Source organism: Dactylosporangium siamense (assembly GCF_016862795.1).
In the GTDB taxonomy this organism is placed as follows: domain Bacteria; phylum Actinomycetota; class Actinomycetes; order Mycobacteriales; family Micromonosporaceae; genus Dactylosporangium; species Dactylosporangium siamense.
In genome coordinates this window covers 167,491-183,619 of sequence record NZ_BONQ01000083.1, presented here as the reverse complement: position 1 = coordinate 183,619, position 16,129 = coordinate 167,491, and the positions used below count along the sequence as shown (strand labels likewise).

The 16,129-nt window shown below is 71.7% G+C and carries 17 protein-coding genes; 8 read left to right on the top strand and 9 right to left on the bottom strand.

Features of this window, described 5'->3' with window-relative positions; translation table 11 throughout:
* The first annotated feature begins 323 nt into the window (after positions 1-323).
* Both Dsi01nite_RS27780 and Dsi01nite_RS27775 read left to right on the top strand, forming a co-directional pair.
* Entirely contained in the window at positions 324-968 is a 645-nt protein-coding gene (locus Dsi01nite_RS27780; protein ID WP_239136216.1) for a DUF6230 family protein, read from the top strand.
* Positions 943-2,598, top strand: coding sequence for a DUF6114 domain-containing protein (locus Dsi01nite_RS27775; RefSeq protein ID WP_308442108.1), 1,656 nt, complete (start codon positions 943-945; stop codon positions 2,596-2,598). The genes Dsi01nite_RS27780 and Dsi01nite_RS27775 overlap by 26 nt, the downstream gene beginning before the upstream one ends.
* Before the next feature lie 7 nt (positions 2,599-2,605).
* Here the strand turns inward: Dsi01nite_RS27775 and Dsi01nite_RS27770 are convergent, their stop codons facing one another.
* Complete coding sequence (locus Dsi01nite_RS27770) at positions 2,606-3,670, bottom strand: CaiB/BaiF CoA transferase family protein (RefSeq protein WP_203849213.1); 1,065 nt, start codon at positions 3,668-3,670, stop codon at positions 2,606-2,608.
* 2 nt (positions 3,671-3,672) lie between these two features.
* Entirely contained in the window at positions 3,673-5,346 is a 1,674-nt protein-coding gene (locus Dsi01nite_RS27765; RefSeq protein WP_203849212.1) for a DUF885 domain-containing protein, read from the bottom strand.
* A 133-nt stretch (positions 5,347-5,479) separates the two neighbouring features.
* On the opposite strand from Dsi01nite_RS27765, the gene Dsi01nite_RS27760 reads away from it, so the two are divergent.
* Positions 5,480-6,472: a DMT family transporter gene (locus Dsi01nite_RS27760; protein WP_203849211.1), complete on the top strand. Its 993-nt coding sequence runs from the start codon at positions 5,480-5,482 to the stop codon at positions 6,470-6,472.
* Here the strand turns inward: Dsi01nite_RS27760 and Dsi01nite_RS27755 are convergent.
* Together Dsi01nite_RS27755 and Dsi01nite_RS27750 are read right to left on the bottom strand one after the other, a co-directional pair.
* Positions 6,368-7,402, bottom strand: a complete 1,035-nt coding sequence (locus tag Dsi01nite_RS27755) for a PHP domain-containing protein (RefSeq protein WP_203849210.1) — start codon at positions 7,400-7,402, stop codon at positions 6,368-6,370. The genes Dsi01nite_RS27760 and Dsi01nite_RS27755 overlap by 105 nt on opposite strands.
* Before the next feature lie 3 nt (positions 7,403-7,405).
* Positions 7,406-7,864 (bottom strand): hypothetical protein, encoded by a 459-nt coding sequence (locus Dsi01nite_RS27750; protein WP_203849209.1) that lies wholly within the window; start codon positions 7,862-7,864, stop codon positions 7,406-7,408.
* 71 nt (positions 7,865-7,935) lie between these two features.
* On the opposite strand from Dsi01nite_RS27750, the gene mtnA reads away from it, so the two are divergent.
* Positions 7,936-8,889: an S-methyl-5-thioribose-1-phosphate isomerase gene (gene mtnA / locus Dsi01nite_RS27745; protein ID WP_203849208.1), complete on the top strand. Its 954-nt coding sequence runs from the start codon at positions 7,936-7,938 to the stop codon at positions 8,887-8,889.
* A gap of 72 nt (positions 8,890-8,961) precedes the next feature.
* Here mtnA and Dsi01nite_RS27740 read toward each other — a convergent pair whose 3' ends face one another.
* Positions 8,962-9,966, bottom strand: coding sequence for a prephenate dehydrogenase/arogenate dehydrogenase family protein (locus Dsi01nite_RS27740; protein ID WP_239136215.1), 1,005 nt, complete (start codon positions 9,964-9,966; stop codon positions 8,962-8,964).
* Between the two features lie 115 nt (positions 9,967-10,081).
* Between Dsi01nite_RS27740 and Dsi01nite_RS27735 the strand changes: the two genes are divergently transcribed.
* The 4 genes from Dsi01nite_RS27735 (at position 10,082) to Dsi01nite_RS27720 (ending at position 13,242) form a co-directional block, all read left to right on the top strand.
* Positions 10,082-11,239, top strand: coding sequence for an NHL repeat-containing protein (locus Dsi01nite_RS27735; RefSeq protein ID WP_203849207.1), 1,158 nt, complete (start codon positions 10,082-10,084; stop codon positions 11,237-11,239).
* Between the two features lie 73 nt (positions 11,240-11,312).
* Positions 11,313-11,906 (top strand): hypothetical protein, encoded by a 594-nt coding sequence (locus Dsi01nite_RS57555; RefSeq protein WP_239136214.1) that lies wholly within the window; start codon positions 11,313-11,315, stop codon positions 11,904-11,906.
* Between the two features lie 356 nt (positions 11,907-12,262).
* Positions 12,263-12,787, top strand: a complete 525-nt coding sequence (locus Dsi01nite_RS27725) for a tRNA adenosine deaminase-associated protein (protein WP_203849206.1) — start codon at positions 12,263-12,265, stop codon at positions 12,785-12,787.
* Between the two features lie 29 nt (positions 12,788-12,816).
* Positions 12,817-13,242, top strand: coding sequence for a nucleoside deaminase (locus Dsi01nite_RS27720; protein WP_203849205.1), 426 nt, complete (start codon positions 12,817-12,819; stop codon positions 13,240-13,242).
* On the opposite strand, the gene Dsi01nite_RS27715 is transcribed toward Dsi01nite_RS27720, so the two are convergent.
* The 4 genes from Dsi01nite_RS27715 to Dsi01nite_RS27700 are packed head-to-tail and all read right to left on the bottom strand — an operon-like array spanning position 13,213 to position 16,096.
* A complete protein-coding gene (locus Dsi01nite_RS27715) occupies positions 13,213-13,665 on the bottom strand; it encodes an acyl-CoA thioesterase (protein WP_203849204.1) in 453 nt (150 codons plus the stop codon). The genes Dsi01nite_RS27720 and Dsi01nite_RS27715 overlap by 30 nt on opposite strands.
* Positions 13,662-14,297 (bottom strand): TetR family transcriptional regulator C-terminal domain-containing protein, encoded by a 636-nt coding sequence (locus tag Dsi01nite_RS27710; protein ID WP_203849203.1) that lies wholly within the window; start codon positions 14,295-14,297, stop codon positions 13,662-13,664. The genes Dsi01nite_RS27715 and Dsi01nite_RS27710 overlap by 4 nt, the downstream gene beginning before the upstream one ends.
* 36 nt (positions 14,298-14,333) lie before the next feature.
* Entirely contained in the window at positions 14,334-15,443 is a 1,110-nt protein-coding gene (locus Dsi01nite_RS27705) for a sensor histidine kinase (RefSeq protein WP_203849202.1), read from the bottom strand.
* Positions 15,440-16,096, bottom strand: a complete 657-nt coding sequence (locus tag Dsi01nite_RS27700) for a response regulator transcription factor (RefSeq protein WP_203849201.1) — start codon at positions 16,094-16,096, stop codon at positions 15,440-15,442. Before Dsi01nite_RS27700 ends, Dsi01nite_RS27705 begins: the two co-directional genes overlap by 4 nt.
* Positions 16,097-16,129 lie beyond the last annotated feature (33 nt).

Genomic DNA, 16,129 nt, shown 5'->3' with positions numbered 1-16,129 from the left:
AAGATTGCTCACATGTGGTAACCGTCACAACGGTCCTTTGTCCGTCTTTGCGCTCTTTGAAGGCCGGTCACACCCCGGAAACGCTCCGGTAACCGACTACGCAGCGTGTGATTTCTGGACTTCAGCCGTTACCGGTCAGTAACTACGGGCCTTGTCCGCGCACGAGGGAGGCGGCAACATCGTCCGCACGCCCCACCCCCCGGTTCCACCCCCTGCTTGCGCAGGGCCGGCCGGGGCGTCGAGACACCAACACCGGTGCGAGCGCCCGTTGTGACAGGGAGCGCCGCACCGTCTGCACCCCCGCGACCCAAGAGGAGCTTCACGTGTCCGTAGCTCAGGGCAGCGCGGTGAAGGGCCGCACGCGATGGAAGCGTTTCGCAACCGTCGTCGTGCCTGCCACCTTCATCGCCGGCGCCATCGTCTTCGGCCAGGCGACCGGCGCGATCGCCGCGTCGTTCAGCGTCTCCGGCCAGCAGTTCAAGGTCTCCGCCGACAAGCTTGAGGGCACCGGCTTCGTCCAGTACGGCGGCCTCGCGACCGAGAAGGGCGGCAACCCCGCCAACCCGGCCGACCCGAAGAACCACTTCGTCGCCGTCTCGGGCATCAAGTCCGCCAAGCTCTACAACCTGTGCCAGTCGGTCAAGGTCCCCGGGCTGCCCGTCAGCATGGTGATCCACGCCGGCCAGGCCGCTGGTGCCCCGGCCGAGGCGACCGACCTGCTGATCGACCTGACGTCGCTCAAGGGTGACGCCACGTTCGAGAACATCCAGATCGGCATCGACGCGTCCGACCTCACCAAGGGCGGCGCCAACGCCAAGGGCCTGCAGGGCAGCTTCGCCCAGCAGGCGGACAGCGTGGTCATCACCAACCTCAAGCAGGTTGCCTGGTCGACCACCGCCGGCACGTTCAAGCTCACGGGTCTCGACCTGAGCCTCTCCACCGGTGGCACCCCCTTCGAGTGCTTCTAGTTCCACTGCCTGGGCCCGCGGCGTCATACCCGCGGGCCCAGTTGCTTGCTGTCAGACCTTTCAGCTGGAGGATCCCGTGACCACTCCCACCCCCTCGCACGCCAGACGACGTGCGACCTCAGGTGGCTTCAGTGGGTGGCGTGCCCAGCGTCCGTTCTGGGGCGGCTGGTACCTGATCCTGTCCGGGGTGGAACTCTTCCTCAGCGCCAACCTGAAACTGGCTCTGGAGGTCCACTTCGGGCCGACGGGGTTCCTGTCCTACGTCATCCCCGCGATGCTGGTGCTCTGCGGTGTGCTGACCTGGCTGTCGCCGGGCCAGCGGCTGTTCTACGGCATTCTGGGCACGCTCACCGCGCTGTACTCGATCATCGGGCTCAACCTCGGTGGCTTCTTCCTCGGCATGATCCTCGGCGTCGTCGGTGGTGGCCTGGCCGCCGCCTGGTCGCCCGGGACCGCACCCGCCACGGATGAGGATGAGGACGGCGCGCAGACCTATGAGCGCGCTCCCCTGAACGACCTGCTCGCCGAGGACCCGGACGACACGACGTATGGGCGGCCGTCGCTGCGCAAGGCGACCGACGCCCCCTACGACGAGCCGACCCGGGAGCAGCCGGCGTTCGACGAGCCCACCCCCCGGCCCACCTCGGGCGTGCTGACGGACTCGCTGCCGATCGCGCAGCGCAGCCCGCTGCACGACGACTACGACGCACCCACCGGCAGCGGGGCGGGCAGCGCCGACGACGAGCGTCCGCCGAACGGCCACGACGGCCTGCCCCGGCGGCGCGGGCTCGGCATCCCGCTGTTCGCGCTGCTGCTCACCGGCGCCGTCGCCGGTGCCTCGCTGTTCGGGGCCACCAACGGGGCCGCGCCGGCGTTCGCCGCGCCGGCCGCCTGTGCCAGCCCTTCGGTGAAGGCCAGCACCGGCACCCAGCCGGCGCCAAGCGGCGGCGCGACCTCCGCGTCGCCGAGCCCCAGCCCGTCGCCGGCGAAGACCGAGGAGGAGAAGCCGGGCCTGCTCGACTGGCTCGGCGGCATCTTCGGCGGCGGCAAGCAGGCCGACCCGGTGCCGTCGGCGTCGGCCACCACCGCACCGGCGTTGGCCGCGTCGCCGGCCACCTCGGCGCCGGTGCCGGGCACGGCGAATACACCGGCGAAGGCGACGGCCTGCCCGAGCGCCTCGGCCTCGATCAACGACAAGAAGGCGAAGATCGCGGAGGGGCAGCCGCACGTGGCTGCCGCGCCGTCGATCCTCCTCGCCGAGACGATGACCATGGACAGCCTCGTCTACGACGGGGTTGCGGAGCTGACGAAGAAGGACGGCAGCAAGGTCAAGGTGCTGGCGTTCAGCATGAAGAACTCGGTGTCGACGCCGTTCGAGCTGCGGACCCCCGGTGCGCCGAAGCCGCTGCTGACGAAGAGCAAGAAGCTGACCGTCGAGGGCAACGTGAAGTTCTACACGTCGAAGTTCTCCGCCAACGTGCTGGGCATCATCCCGTTGACCTTCACCCCGTCGTTCCCGCCGCCGCCGATTCCGCTGCCGGGGTACTACACCGACTGCAACATCGAGCTCGTGTACGTGCAGTCCAACGTCCTGACCGCAGACGAACTGAGCATCGCCTACGCGACCTGAGCCCGCTTCAGCCAGGGGGTGGAAGTCGATAGGTCACCGGGGTCTCCGACAGTCTGATCGGGGACGCCACCGACCTGGCACCGTCGACTTCCACCACCGGCGCCAGCCCCAGTCGCTCAGCCAGCGCGATCCCCTCCGCCACCGTGTTCACCGGCCCGCACGGCACCCCGTTGGCAGCGAGCAGCTCGATCAATCGCGCTTTCGGCAGGTGTACGGTCACCGCCTCGATCTGTGCGATCAGCGCTTCGCGCGCGGCGACCCGCCCCGCGTTCGTCGTGAAGCGCTCGTCCTCCGGCAGGCCCAGGGCCTCGACCAGGCGCCGGAACTGGCGGTCGTTGCCCACCGCCACCGCGAACTCGCCGTCGCTCGCCCGCAACGTCTCGTAGGGGGCGATGCTCGGGTGCCGGTTGCCCATCCGCTGCGGCACCACCCCGGCGTTGACGTAGGCGGAGGCCTGGTTGACCAGGCCGGCGAGCAGGCTGCTGAGCAGGTCGACCTCGACCCGCTGGCCTCGGCCGGTGCGCTCCCGGGCATACAGGGCGGCCAGGATCCCCGCCGTCAGTTGCTGGCCGGCGAGGACGTCCACGAGCGCGACGCCCACCTTCGTCGGTGCGCCGCCGGGGTCGCCGGTGATCGACATCAGGCCGCCGACCGCCTGCACCAGGAAGTCGTAGCCGGGGGCGTGCTGGTGCCGCCCGAAGCCGGTGACGCTGGCGTAGACGAGCCTCGGGTTGGCGATCTGCTCATAGCCCAGGCCGAAGCGTTCCATGGTGCCGGGGGCGAAGTTCTCCACCAGTACATCGGCCGACTCCGCCAGTCGCAACGCCTCACGCTGCCCGTCCTCGGTGCTCAGGTCGAGCGCCAGTCCGCGCTTGTTGCGGTTGACGGACAGGAAGTAGGTCGAGCGGCCGTCGGCGGCGAACGGCGGACCCCAGGAGCGGGTGTCGTCGCCCACGCCGGGCCGCTCCACCTTGACCACGTCGGCGCCGAGGTCGCCGAGCGTCATCGTGGCGATCGGCCCGGCGAGGACTCTGGAGAAGTCCGCGACGAGGATCCCGTCGAGTGCGCCCACGGTCAGATGCGTTGCAGCGCGGCCCGCAGCGGGTCGAGGCCCAGCGAGCCGAGGTTGAGCGCGTCGCGGTGGAACGCCTTGAGGTCGAAGTCGGCACCCTTGCGGGCCCGGGCGTCGTCGCGGGCCGTCAGCCACGCCCGCTCGCCGAGCTTGTAGGACGGCGCCTGGCCGGGCCAGCCCAGGTAGCGGTTGAGCTCGAAGCGGAGGCTCTTCTCCTCGACCCGGCAGTGCGCCCGCAGGAACTCCCAGCCCAGCTCCGGCGTCCACCGCTCGCCCGGCGCGAAGCCGAACGGGTTGTCCCGCGGGATCTCCAGCTCCAGGTGCATGCCGATGTCGATGATCACGCGGACCGCGCGGAACGCCTGCCCGTCGAGCATGCCGAGCTTGTCGCCCGGGTCGGCGAGGTAGCCCAGCTCGTCCATGAGCCGCTCCGCGTAGAGCGCCCAGCCCTCGCCGTGCCCACTCGACCAGGCCAGGATGCGGCGCCACCGGTTGAGCAGCTCGGCCCGCACGTAGGTCTGGCCGATCTGCAGGTGATGGCCGGGGACACCCTCGTGGTAGACCGTGGTGACCTCGCGCCAGGTGGAGAACTCCTCGACGCCCTGCGGCACCGCCCACCACATCCGGCCCGGGCGGGAGAAGTCCTCGCTCGGCCCGGTGTAGTAGATGCCGCCGTCGGACGTCGGCGCCAGCATGCACTCGATCTGCTGCACCTGGGCGGGGATGTCGAAGTGCCGCCCGTTGAGCTCCTGCACCGTCGCGTCGGCGAGCGACTGCATCCAGTCGCGGAACGCCTCCTTGCCGCGGATCGTGCGGGCCGGGTCGGCGTCCAGGGCGGCGACCGCGTCGTCGACCGAGCCACCGGGCACGATCTTGTCGGCGACGGTGCGCATCTCGCTCTCGAGGCGGGCGAGCTCCTCGAAGCCCCACGCGTAGGCCTCGTCGAGGTCGACGGTGGCGCCGAGGAAGTAGCGGGAGGCGAGCTGATACCGCTCGCGGCCGGCGGCCTCCTTCTCCCGGCCCAGCGGCGCCAGCTCGCGGCGCAGGAACTCGCCGTGCGCGACCGTCGCGGCGCGGGCCGCCTCGGCGTTGCGGGCGAGCTCGGCGGCAAGCGTCGCGCTGGTGCCGCCGCCGACCTTCGCGGCCAGGTCAGGGTAGAAGTTGTCGCCGTCGGGGTCGGCCCACACCTCGCACTGCTTGGCGACCTCGATGATCTGCCGGGCCGGCGCCACGTGCCCCTGCTGGGCGGCGTGCAGCAGTGAGCGCTGCCACTGCTCCAGCGCCGCCGGCACCGCGGCGAGGCGGGCCTTGACGTTGGCCACCGCCTCCTCGCCCTCGGTCGCCATGAGGTCGAACGAGCTCCGGACCCCGTGCAGCGGGCTGGAGATCACGTTGACGTCGCTGGTCATGTCACCCGCCTCGAACCGCTCCAGGGCGAGCCCCAGGCGCTCCTGCATGGCCTCCTTGGCCACCCGCTCCGTCTCGGTGGCGGGCGTCTCGGCGGCGAGCGCGGCGAGGGTGCGCCGGTCGAGGTCGGCGAGGGCGGCGAAACCGTCGGGCGAGAGGTCGGTCAACGTGTCGTCATGCCCGGCCACTCCGACGAAGGTCGCCCCGATCGGGTCGAGGGGCGCCCATTGCTCGACATAGCGGTCGGCGATGTCATCGATAGATCCCACGGGCCGACCCTACGCGACCGCATTCTCGGTTGTCGCCCGTGTCCAGGCCAATTCGCAACCAGTGGCCTGACCTGCGCTCAGAGGTCCGAAATCCGCGCGACGGGAGCCGGTCGGCAGGCGCAGAGTAAGGCCCATGACTGCTCCCGCCCCTAACGCGGCCCGATGGCTCCCGGCGTTTCTCGCCATCGCTCTGATCTGGGGCACGAGCTTCATGTTCATCAAGGACGCCCTCGTGGAGCTCGAGCCGGTCTACATCGCCGGCTACCGGATCCTCCTGGGCGCGCTCACCCTGCTGATCTTCCTGTACGCCCGGGGCCTGCGCCCGCCGCGCGGGACGCGGCTGTGGATCCACCTGTTCGTCTACGCGATCGTCGCCACCTCGGTGCCGTTCACGCTCTTCGGCTACGCCGAGCAGCGGGTCCCGTCGGTCCTCGCCGGCATCTGGAACGGCACCGCCCCGCTCACCACGCTCGTCGTCACCCTGATCGCGATGCGCTCCGAGCGGCCGTCCCGCCGGCAGATCGCCGGCCTGCTCGCCGGGTTCGCGGGGGTGCTGGTCGTCCTCGGCGTCTGGAACGGGGTCGGCGGCAGCTCCCTCGCCGGGCAGCTGATGCTCCTCGGCGCGGTCACCTGCTACGGCATCGCCTTCAACTACACCCGCTGGCTGATGAAGCGCTTCGAGCTGTCGCCGCTGCAGCTGTCCGTCGGCCAGCTGACCATGTCGACGCTGCAGCTGCTGATCGCGGCGCCGCTGATCGCCGGTGCCCCGCCGTCGCCGCTGTCGCACTCGCCCCGGGTGTATCTGGCGGTCGTCGCGCTCGGCGTGTTCGGCACCGGGATCGCGTTCGCGTTGAACAACCACGTGGTGCGGACCGCCGGCATCACCACCGGCTCGATGGTGACCTACCTGCCGCCCTTCGTCGGTGCCGTCGCCGGGGTCGTCGTCCTGCACGAGCACCTGACCTGGAACCAGCCCGTCGGCGGTCTCGTCGTCCTGCTGGGTGTCGGCATTTCGCAGGGGCTATTTGTGCGTCTTCGTCCACGCCAGGAGGTCGGCGGCGGGCAGCGTGTTGACGATCCGGTCCAGCGGGACCCCGCAGGCGACGGCGCGCGCGCAGCCGTTTGACAGCCAGTCGAGCTGGCCGGGGGCGTGCGCGTCGGTGTCGATCGAGAACCTGCAACCTGTTTCGAGAGCGACGCGCAGCAGCCGCTTCGGCGGGTCGAGCCGCTCCGGCCGTGAGTTGATCTCGATCGCCTTGTCGTGCTCGACCGCCGCCGCGAACACCCGCTCCGGATCGAACCGGCTCTCCGCCCGGGTGCCGCGCCCGCCGGTGATCAACCGGCCGGTGCAGTGGCCGAGAATGTCCAGGTGCGGATTCGCGAGGGCGGTGACCATCCGGCGGGTCATCACGTCCGGCTCGTCCTTGAGGTTGCTGTGCACCGACCCGACCACCACGTCCAGCCGCTCCAGGAGCGCATCGGTCTGGTCGAGCGAGCCGTCGGCGAGGATGTCGACCTCGATGCCCGTCAGGATCCGGAACGACATGCCGAGGCCGGCGAAGCCCGCGTTGAGGTCGGCGACCACGTCGAGCTGCTCGGTGAGGCGCTCCGCCGACAGCCCCCTGGCCACGGTCAGCCGCGGCGAGTGGTCGGTGAGCACCAGGTATTCGTGGCCGATGGCGGCCGCCGCCAGGGCCATCTCGTCGATCGGCGACCCGCCGTCGGACCAGTCCGAGTGCGCGTGACAGTCCCCGCGCAGCGCCGCCAGCATCGCGGCGGTCGCCTCGTCGAGGTCCTGCCCCGCGGTCGACTCGAGGCGGCGCAGGTAGACCGGCTCCTCACCGGCGAGCGACTCGACCACGCACCGCGCGGTCACCTCGCCGACACCCTGCAGGTCCTTCAGCGTGCCGGCGTTCGCTCTGGCGGCCAGCTCGCCCTCCGGCAGCTTCGCCAGCGTCGCCGCCGCGCCGCGGAACGCGCGCACCCGGTAGGTCTTCTCACCGGCGCGCTCCAGCAGGAACGCGATGCGCCGCAGATCGGCGAGCGGATCCCTCATGCCCTAGAAGGTAGTGCTCCTCGAGGCGCTGTGCGCAACGACCGTCCGCGTGCGGGTCAGCGTGGCGAACGGGTTGGCGAACTGCAGGACCAGGGCCTTGAACTGGGTTTCGGGCCGGCAGGTGATCATCAGCAGCTGGTCGCCGTTGCGCACGTCCCAGAACGTGCCGTCGTGCACCCCCGCCGTGATCTTCCCGGCCAGGTGCAGCGCCCCCGGGCGCAGCTTGTGCCGGTGCGGCACGGCCGGCGCCTCCGAGCGCGGCACGATCCGGATCGAGGCGATCGCCGCGAGCGGCACCTCGACCCTGCCCGTGCCCGCCCACCAGCTGTCCAATCCTTGCGGCTCGATGACCAGGGCCGTGTCGGTGACGGTCAGCTGCAGATGGGTCGGAATCCTCATCAACGCGATCGGACCGGCCACGATGAGGCCCAGAACCGTCGCGAGCGCCAATCCGGTGCTCATAACCGCGAATGTACGCCCGTCAACGTTCGTTGTTGGGGATTTGCCGAAAATCATGACCATTGGGAGTTGACATGCGAACGATCGACTGGGTCGACGGTGCCGTCGTCATCGTCGACCAGACCCGCCTGCCGCACGAGGTGGTCTGGCTCCGACTGTCCACTGTGGATGCCCTCATCGACGCCATCCAGCGCCTGGCCGTGCGGGGTGCGCCGGCCCTCGGCGTGGCCGGCGCCATGGGCGTGGCCCTGGCCGCGCGGTCCAGCGCCGACCCGTCGGTAGTCGCCGGCCTGGTGCACCGGATCGAGACCGCCCGCCCGACCGCCGTCAATCTCGCCCGCGGCGCCGGCCGGGCCGCCGCGGTCCTGCCCTCCGCCGCCGCGGCGCTGGAGGTGGCCCTGCGGATCCGCGACGAGGAGATCCACTCCTCCACCGAGATGGCCCGCCTCGGCGCCGACCTGGTCACCTCCCTGTGCGGAGCTTCGGTCCGGCTGCTGACCCACTGCAACACCGGCGCCCTCGCCACCGTGGTCGGCGGCACCGCCCTGGCCGTCGCCTTCGAGCTGCACCGCCGCGGCACCCTCGGCGGCGTCATCGCCAGCGAGACCCGCCCCCTGCTGCAGGGCGCCCGCCTCACCACCTGGGAGCTGGCCCGCGCCGGCGTCCCGCACCGCCTCGCCGTCGACTCCGCCGGCCCGTTCCTCATGGCCCGCGGCGAGGTCGACGCCGTCATCCTCGGCGCCGACCGGATCTGCGCCAACGGTGACGTGGTCAACAAGGTCGGCAGCTACGCCCACGCCCTCGGCGCCCGGGCCGCGGGCATCCCGTTCATCTGCGTCGCCCCCGAGTCCACCGTGGACCTCTCCACCCCTTCCGGGGCCGAGGTCGAGATCGAGGACCGCGGCGCCGCGGAGATCGTCGGCTCCACCGCTCCTCCCGGGACCGCGGCGGTCAACCCGGCCTTCGACGTGACCCCGGCGTCCCTGGTCACCGCGATCGTCACGGACACCCGCGTCTGGCACCCCTGACTTCCCCATGATCCGGTAGAGGTTGAACACCCAGGGGCGCTCAACCTCTACCGGATCATGAGAAGCAGGCCGTCAGGCGGGCCGGACGGCGCGGACGGTCCTGCCGTCGTCGGCCACCGACGTGATCCACCCGCCGACGCGTCCGAGCCGCAGCAGGACATCGGCCCGCGCCGGGAGGTCGGCCGTCTCGCCGGGCGTCGGCGGCCACTCGTGCCGCGCCGTGTGTCCCGGCGTCAGCCACGGCACCAGGGTCGTGATCGGGTCGGCGCCGTCGAGGGCGGCCCGCGCCGCGGCCAGGTCGGCGAGCACGGCGTCGAGGGCGTCGAGGACCGCCTCGGCGTTCCCGCCGCACATCGCCGCGGTCAGCTCGGGACGGGCGGCGGCGACCCGGGTGCCGTCGCGGAAGGAGCCCGCGCCGAGGGTGCCGGCCAGCGGGTCGCTGCCGATGCGGGCCGCGACCGCGGCGGCGACCAGGTGCGGCACGTGGGAGATCGTGGCGACCGCCTGGTCGTGCTCCTCGGCGGTGGCGGGCACGACGCGGGCGCCGAGGCCGGTGATGAGGGCGGCGAGCTCGATCCAGTCCCGCAGGCCGGCGCCGTCCTCCTCCAGGCAGAGCACCCAGGCACAGTCGTCGAAGAGGCGCGGGTCGGCGGCGGTGAAACCAGAGGTCTCGCGGCCCGCCATCGGGTGGCCGCCGATGAACGTGGCCAGGGACTGCCCGCCGGTGCGGAGCCGGTCGAGGGCGATGTCCCGCACGGGTCCCTTGACGGAGGTGACGTCGGTGACGACGCCGACGTACGCGAGCGACGCCAGCTCGTCGAAGACGCCGCCGACGGCCGGGAGGGGCACGGCGACGACGGCCAGGTCCGCGTCGCGGACGGCGTCGGCGACGGTGGCGGTGACGTGCCAGCGGGCGTTGGCGGGCGCCTGGGCAGCGGCGGTGCGGGCGGTGGCCCTGGTGGCGGGGTCGGCGTCGTAGCCGCTGACATGATGCCCGCGCGCCGCGAGTGCACGCAGGACCGATCCGCCGATCAGTCCGAGTCCGATCACCGCCACGTTCAAGGTCGCATCACGCACTGCGGAACTCTCGCACACCACCCGATCACCCGTTCGGCTCGGGACGGCCGCCGAACGCCTTAAGCGTGACCATTCGAGCACGTTTGGGCGGTTACAACCCGTTAGCGTGAGCCTCATGCGACTTTTCCGGCAAATAGTAAGAACGGCGCTCGCGGCGGCGGCCGCCACCGTGGTGTGCGGCCTCTTCGGTGGCGCCGAGGCCGGCGCCGCGGTGGTCGAGAAGACGCCGCTGCTGTCGCCGTCGTTCGACGGCACCGTGTGGGCCGTGGCCTACTCCTCCGACGGTGGAACCGTTTACGTCGGTGGATCGTTCGGCAAGGCCATCGTCAATGGCAAGAGCATCACGCGCAGCCGGCTCGCGGCGATCAACACCCACACCGGAGCGCTGCTCGACTGGGCGCCGGCGGCCGACAGCACGGTCCGGGCGCTCGCCGTGAACGGTAACTCTGTGTATGCGGCCGGTGACTTCACGAAGGTCGCGGGGGCTAAGCGGGACTCGCTCGCGGAGCTCGACGCGACCACCGGCGCCGTCAATGCGTTCAACCATGCGGTGTCCGGCTCGCCGGTCACCCTCGGGGTGGGTGGCGGACGGCTGTACGTCGGCGGCAAGTTCACCACGATCGACACCGCCAAGCGGACCAACCTCGCCGCGTTCAGCCTCACCACCGGCGAACTCGACGCGGGCTGGGCCCCCACCACCGACGACCGGGTGGAGGCCCTGGCGGTGACGAGCAGCCGGGTGTATCTCGGTGGCTCCTTCCACAAGACCAACGGGGTCAGCAACGCGCTGCGGCTCACCGCGGTCGACGCGGAAGACGGCAAGCTGGACAAGAACTTCATGCCACGGCCGTCGGCGATCGTCCTCGCCGTGGCGGTCGGGCCGGACGGGATCTACGCGGGCATGGGCGGGCAGGGCGGACGTGCGGTCGCCTACACCCCCGCCGGCAAGGTCCAGTGGACCCGGGTCTTCGACGGCGACGTGCAGGCGCTCACCGTGCTCGACGGCGTCGCCTACGTCGGCGGGCACTACGACAAGGCCTGCACGACGAGCAACAACGGCTCCCAGGGCGCCTGCACGGACGGGTCGGTGTCGCGGGTCAAGCTCGCCGCGATCGACGCCCGCGGCAAGCTGCTGGACTGGGCGCCGCAGGGCAACGGGGTCGCCGGCGTGCGCGCCATGGCCGCCAACCCGGCGCTCGACCAGGTGGTCGCCGGTGGCGAGTTCACCACCATCGGCGGCGTGACGCAGAAGCGGATCGCTCTGTTCGGATAGTCCTTCGTCCTTCGGTAGGTCGCGTGGCTCAGCCCGGTCGTCCCTGTGGGGAGGCCGGGCTAAGCTCTTTTTCGTGGCAGTGAACGAGTCGCAGTGGAGCTCGCCGGACGCTTCGCGCCCCGCGAAGCACCCCGTGACGCCGGCGCCGCCGTTGCCCAGCAGCGCACATCCGGTGGCCCCGCCCCCGCACGGGGCGGCCGGGGTGACCGCCGCGATGCCCGCCGGCCGGCCGGTCTGGCCAGGCGCCAACGGGTCACCGGTCATCGGGCCGCCGCCGCGACTGAGCACCACCCGGCCGCTCACCCCCGCCGCGTCCTACGGGGCCTGGCAGGGCGTCCTGCGGCCGCCGCCGTTCGTGGTCAGCCAGGGGCCACCGCGGCCCACCTATCGCGAGCCGCTGCCGGTGCGCAGCCAGATGATCACCGCTGGCGCCGCCGCCGGGGCCGCCTGGATGCTGCTGTTCGGGCTGCTCGCCACGTCCGCCCGCGGCTACATCTGGCTCACGCTGATCGCCGGGCTGGTCTCGTGGGCCGCGGCGTTCATCCTTGCGAGGTTCGGCGACCGCGGCGTCGCCGTCGGGGTCGCGGCGTCCAGCGGCATCGCCCTGGCGATCGCCGGGATCGTCGTGGCCTACCGGTTGGCCGGTGGCGACTGGCTGCTCTGGTAGCCGCGGATCGGCGTCGGAGGTGGCAGCGGAGCCGCATCGAAAAGCTACGTTCAGTAGCTGGCACAAGGACTTTGCCGCGTGGTCTTGACGTGGATTGCGACGAGTATCACTCTCAGCAACATGGCTTTGAGGCTGCAGCGGCTCGATCCCGAGCGGCGTCGTCGACGGCTCGCGCTGCTGGTCGAGCTCGCGGACGCGAAAGCGCTTCGCGAGCGGCTCCATCCACGCCGTCTCCGCGCCGATCGTCTCCGCGAGCTCATCGCGACTCGCCGACGACTCGCCGACTAGCCCTGCGCCAACCGCCGATCTGCTCGAATAGTGTTCTCGGGTAACGACGAGCACCGACCGGGGGGACCGTGTCGCACTTCGCTGCCGCTGTCACACGCGGCTCCAAGAGCTGGGCCGCGGCCGAGCTCGACCTCAGTGGCGTCGCCGACGTCGAGGAGATCACCGAACGCCTGCGCGACACCGACCCGGACGCGACGGTGTCACTGCTGTTCGTCGAGTCCGACGACGCGTATCTGGTGATCCTGCGCCTCGACGACGGTGAGGATCTGCGGATCTTCGGCTCCGACTCGATCTTCGCCGCGGAGTCGCGTCTCGGCGCCATCCTCCTCGGCGACATCGAGGAGCAGGTGCCGGAGATCGCCGACGAGGAGGTCGACGACGCCGACGACGACGATGACGAGGAGGAGGGACCCTCGGTCGAGCCCGACATCGAGCCGGTCGGGGATCCGGAGCTCCTCGCCGACCTGGGCCTGCCCGGCGGGCGGCTGCTGGAGCTGTGCGCCCAGGAGGGCATGCTCCCGGCCGACCTGACGGCCGAGATCTGCCAGGCGATCGGTGCCGGCGACGAGATCGAAGAGCTGCGCGAGGCCTGACGCCTGTGCGCGAGCGCTGGGAGCCGGCGATGCGGCGGGCCCTGCTGGTCGCCGCGTCCGCCGGCGCCGACGTGCCGATCGGGGCGGTCGTCCTCGGCCCCGACGGCACGGAGCTCGGCGCCGCCCACAACGAGCGGGAGGCCACCGGCGACCCGACGGCGCACGCCGAGATCCTGGCCCTGCGCCGGGCCGCCACGCGGCTCGGCGCCTGGCGGCTGGAGGACTGCGCCCTGGTGGTCACCGTCGAGCCGTGCACGATGTGCGCCGGCGCGCTGGTGCTCGCCCGGATCGGCACCGTGGTCTTCGGTGCGTGGGAGCCGAAGACCGGCGCTGCGGGCTCCCTGTGGGACGTCCTGCGCGACCGCCGGCTCACCCACCGCCCCGAGGTGCTCGCCGGCGTCCTGGCGGAGGAGTCCGCCGTGCTGCTACGCGGCTTCTTCGGCGACCGGCGCTAGCAAGCTGCGTGCGTGCGTGCGGGCGTCGTCGCTCCACGGCGCGGGCCGCAGGGTGCGGGGGTCGAGCTTCACGTTGACCCGCCGGCCCTCGGCGTGCACGGTCTGCCCGTCCGCGGACAGGATGCGGAAGCGGTAGACGGCGCTCGTCTCACCCAGCGTCTCGACCCAGAAGTGGACGCCGATCTCGCCGGTGCCGCGGACCGGGGCCTTGTAGGAGATCGAGTATTCGGCGACGGCGTGCATCACGTCGGACGTGGTCGGCCGGCCGCCGGCGTAGGAGTGGCCGCGCTCGCTCCACCACTGGGACAGGGCCCGTTCCAGGAACACCGCGTAGCGGGCGTTGTGCACGATGCCCATCGCGTCGAGGTCGTCGAAGTGCACGACGAACGGGGACACGTGACCGGGCAGCACGACAGTGGTCATGGCAGATCCTCCAGATACGGAACCAGGGCAAGGCCGCGGAGCCGCTGCAGGGCGGCCGTTCGCGCGTACGTGTAGATCTCGTCCGCCCGCAACAGGCGCGACTCGTAGACCGCTGCGGTGCCCAGCGCGTTGAGCTCGAACGCCAGCTGCGCCGCGGGCACGTCGGCGCGCAGCTCGCCCAGCTCGACCGCCTCGGCGATCAGCCGCTCCAGCAGGGTGTGCCAGTCGGCGAGGGCGGCGCTCAGCGCGTCGCGGACGCTGCCGGGGCGCACGGTGAACTCGAACTGCGCGTTGGTGAAGAAGCAGCCACCGGGCAGGGCGCCGCTGGCCATGTCGGCGAGGCGGCTCTCCTGCAGCGCCCACAGCCGGCGGATGCCGCGCGGCGCCCGCAGGGCCGGCCGCACCACCACCTCGGTGAAGCGCTGCTCGGCGTGCGCGACCGCGGCGAGCTGCAGCTCCTCCTTGGTGGCCCAGTGCGCGAACAGGCCCGACTTGCTGACCCCGGCCCGCTCGGCGAGCTGGCTGAACGAGAGCCCGTCAAGGCCCGACTCCGTCGCCAGGCCCACGGCGACGTCGAGGGTCGCGGTGCGGGCACGCTCGCCGCGCAGCAGGCGGCCGTCCACGGTGGGCATGCGCTGACCGTACCAACTAAAAAACCGATCGGTCGGTTAGTTTTGTGTGGGGAGCGTCACCGTCACCACCAGGCCGCCGCCGTCGCGCGGCCGCGCGTCGACCCGCCCGCCGTGCGCCACCGCGACCGAGCGCACGATCGACAGACCCAGCCCCGTCCCGGTGGCGGAGCCGGTCCGCGACCGGAGCCGGCGGAACGGCTCGAACAGCCGCGGCACCTCGTACGCCGGGATCGCCGGACCGGTGTTCTCCACGACCAGCTCGGCCCGCGACCCGGTGGTGTGGGTCCGGACCCAGACCGTGCCGTCGGGCACGTTGTAGGCGACGGCGTTGTCGACGAGGTTCTGCACCACCCGCTCCAGCAGGACCGGGTCGCCGACCGTGACCGCGGCCTCCAGGGACACCTCGGCGACCTTGTCGGCCGTGACGTGCCGGGCGATCTGCGCGACGTCCACCGTCTCGTGCACGGTCAGCGCCTGTTCGGAGGCGACGAGCGTCAGCAGCCCGTCGATCAGCCGTTCGTGTCGCGCGTTGACCGCGAGCAGGGTCTCGCCGAGGTGCACCAGCTCCGGAGGCGGCGCGGCACGGCCCAACGCGACCTCGATCAGCGTCCGGTTGATCGTCAGCGGCGTGCGCAGCTCGTGCGACGCGTTGGCCACGAACCGGCGCTGCCCGTCGAACGCGGCGTCGAGGCGCTCCAGCATCGAGTCGAACGTGTCCGCGAGCTCCTTGATCTCGTCGGCCGGCCCCTTGAGCGCGATCCGCTCGTGCAGGTTGCCGCCGGCGACCCGCCGCGCCGTCTCCGTGATCCGCCCGACCGGGCGCAGCGCCCGCTCCGCCATCAGCCAGCCGAACCCGACCCCGATCACCGTCACCAGCCCGAGCGCGATCCCACCCTGGGTGAGCAGCGCGTCGAGGGTGTTGTTCTCGATCTCGGCCTGGCGCTTCTGCAGCTGCCGGACGAACGCGTTGACGTCCACGTCCCCGAACTTGATCTCCGCCGGGAGCGACCCGACCGAGGTGGTGTTGCGCTGGTGGATGTTCTGCTTGACCAGGAAGTACGTGACGCCGAGCAGGGTCGCGCCGCCGAGCAGGAACAGCACGCCGTACAGGACGGTCAGCCTGGTCCTGATGCCGAGCCGGCTCATCGGATCTGGTAGCCGACGCCGGCCACCGTCTCGATCACCGGCGGGTCGCCGAGCTTGCGCCGCAGCGTCATCACCGTCACCCGCAGCACGTTGGTGAACGGGTCGATGTGCTCGTCCCAGGCCCGCTCCAGCAGCTGCTCGGCGCTGAGCACCCCGCCGCCGGCCCGCAGCAGCTCCTCGAGGACCGCGAACTCCTTGCGCGTCAGCGCCACGTAGTGACCGGCCCGGAACACCTCCCGCCGGTTCGGGTCCAGGCGCAGGTCCCCCCGCTCCAGCACCGGCGGCGTCGCGGCCCTGGCCCGCCGGCCGAGGGCCCGGACCCGCGCGACCAGCTCCGCGAACGCGAACGGCTTGCCCAGGTAGTCGTCGGCACCGAGCGACAGCCCATCGACCCGGTCGAGGACCGCCGACGCGGCCGTCAGCATCAGGATCCGGGTCTCGGGCAGCTCGGCGCTCACCCACCGGCACACGTCGTCGCCGCCGACCTCCGGCAGGTCCCGGTCCAGGACCAGGACGTCGTACTCGTTGACCCCGAGCCGCTGCAGCGCGCCGTCGCCGTCGTAGGCCACGTCGACCGCGAACGACTCCCGTCGCAGCCCCTCGGCGACCGCGTCGGCCAGCAGCTGCTCATCCTCGACCACCAGAACCCGCACAGGTCCATGGTGCCCGTACGCCGCGTAAGCCAG

Coding starts and splice junctions, on each gene's coding strand:
- Dsi01nite_RS27760 (WP_203849211.1), top strand. CDS start 5,480: ATGACTGCTCCCGCCCCTAACGCGGCCCGATGGCTCCCGGCGTTTCTC.
- Dsi01nite_RS27755 (WP_203849210.1), bottom strand. CDS start 7,402: ATGAGGGATCCGCTCGCCGATCTGCGGCGCATCGCGTTCCTGCTGGAG.
- Dsi01nite_RS27750 (WP_203849209.1), bottom strand. CDS start 7,864: ATGAGCACCGGATTGGCGCTCGCGACGGTTCTGGGCCTCATCGTGGCC.
- mtnA (WP_203849208.1), top strand. CDS start 7,936: ATGCGAACGATCGACTGGGTCGACGGTGCCGTCGTCATCGTCGACCAG.
- Dsi01nite_RS27735 (WP_203849207.1), top strand. CDS start 10,082: ATGCGACTTTTCCGGCAAATAGTAAGAACGGCGCTCGCGGCGGCGGCC.
- Dsi01nite_RS27720 (WP_203849205.1), top strand. CDS start 12,817: ATGCGGCGGGCCCTGCTGGTCGCCGCGTCCGCCGGCGCCGACGTGCCG.
- Dsi01nite_RS27715 (WP_203849204.1), bottom strand. CDS start 13,665: ATGACCACTGTCGTGCTGCCCGGTCACGTGTCCCCGTTCGTCGTGCAC.
- Dsi01nite_RS27710 (WP_203849203.1), bottom strand. CDS start 14,297: ATGCCCACCGTGGACGGCCGCCTGCTGCGCGGCGAGCGTGCCCGCACC.
- Dsi01nite_RS27705 (WP_203849202.1), bottom strand. CDS start 15,443: ATGAGCCGGCTCGGCATCAGGACCAGGCTGACCGTCCTGTACGGCGTG.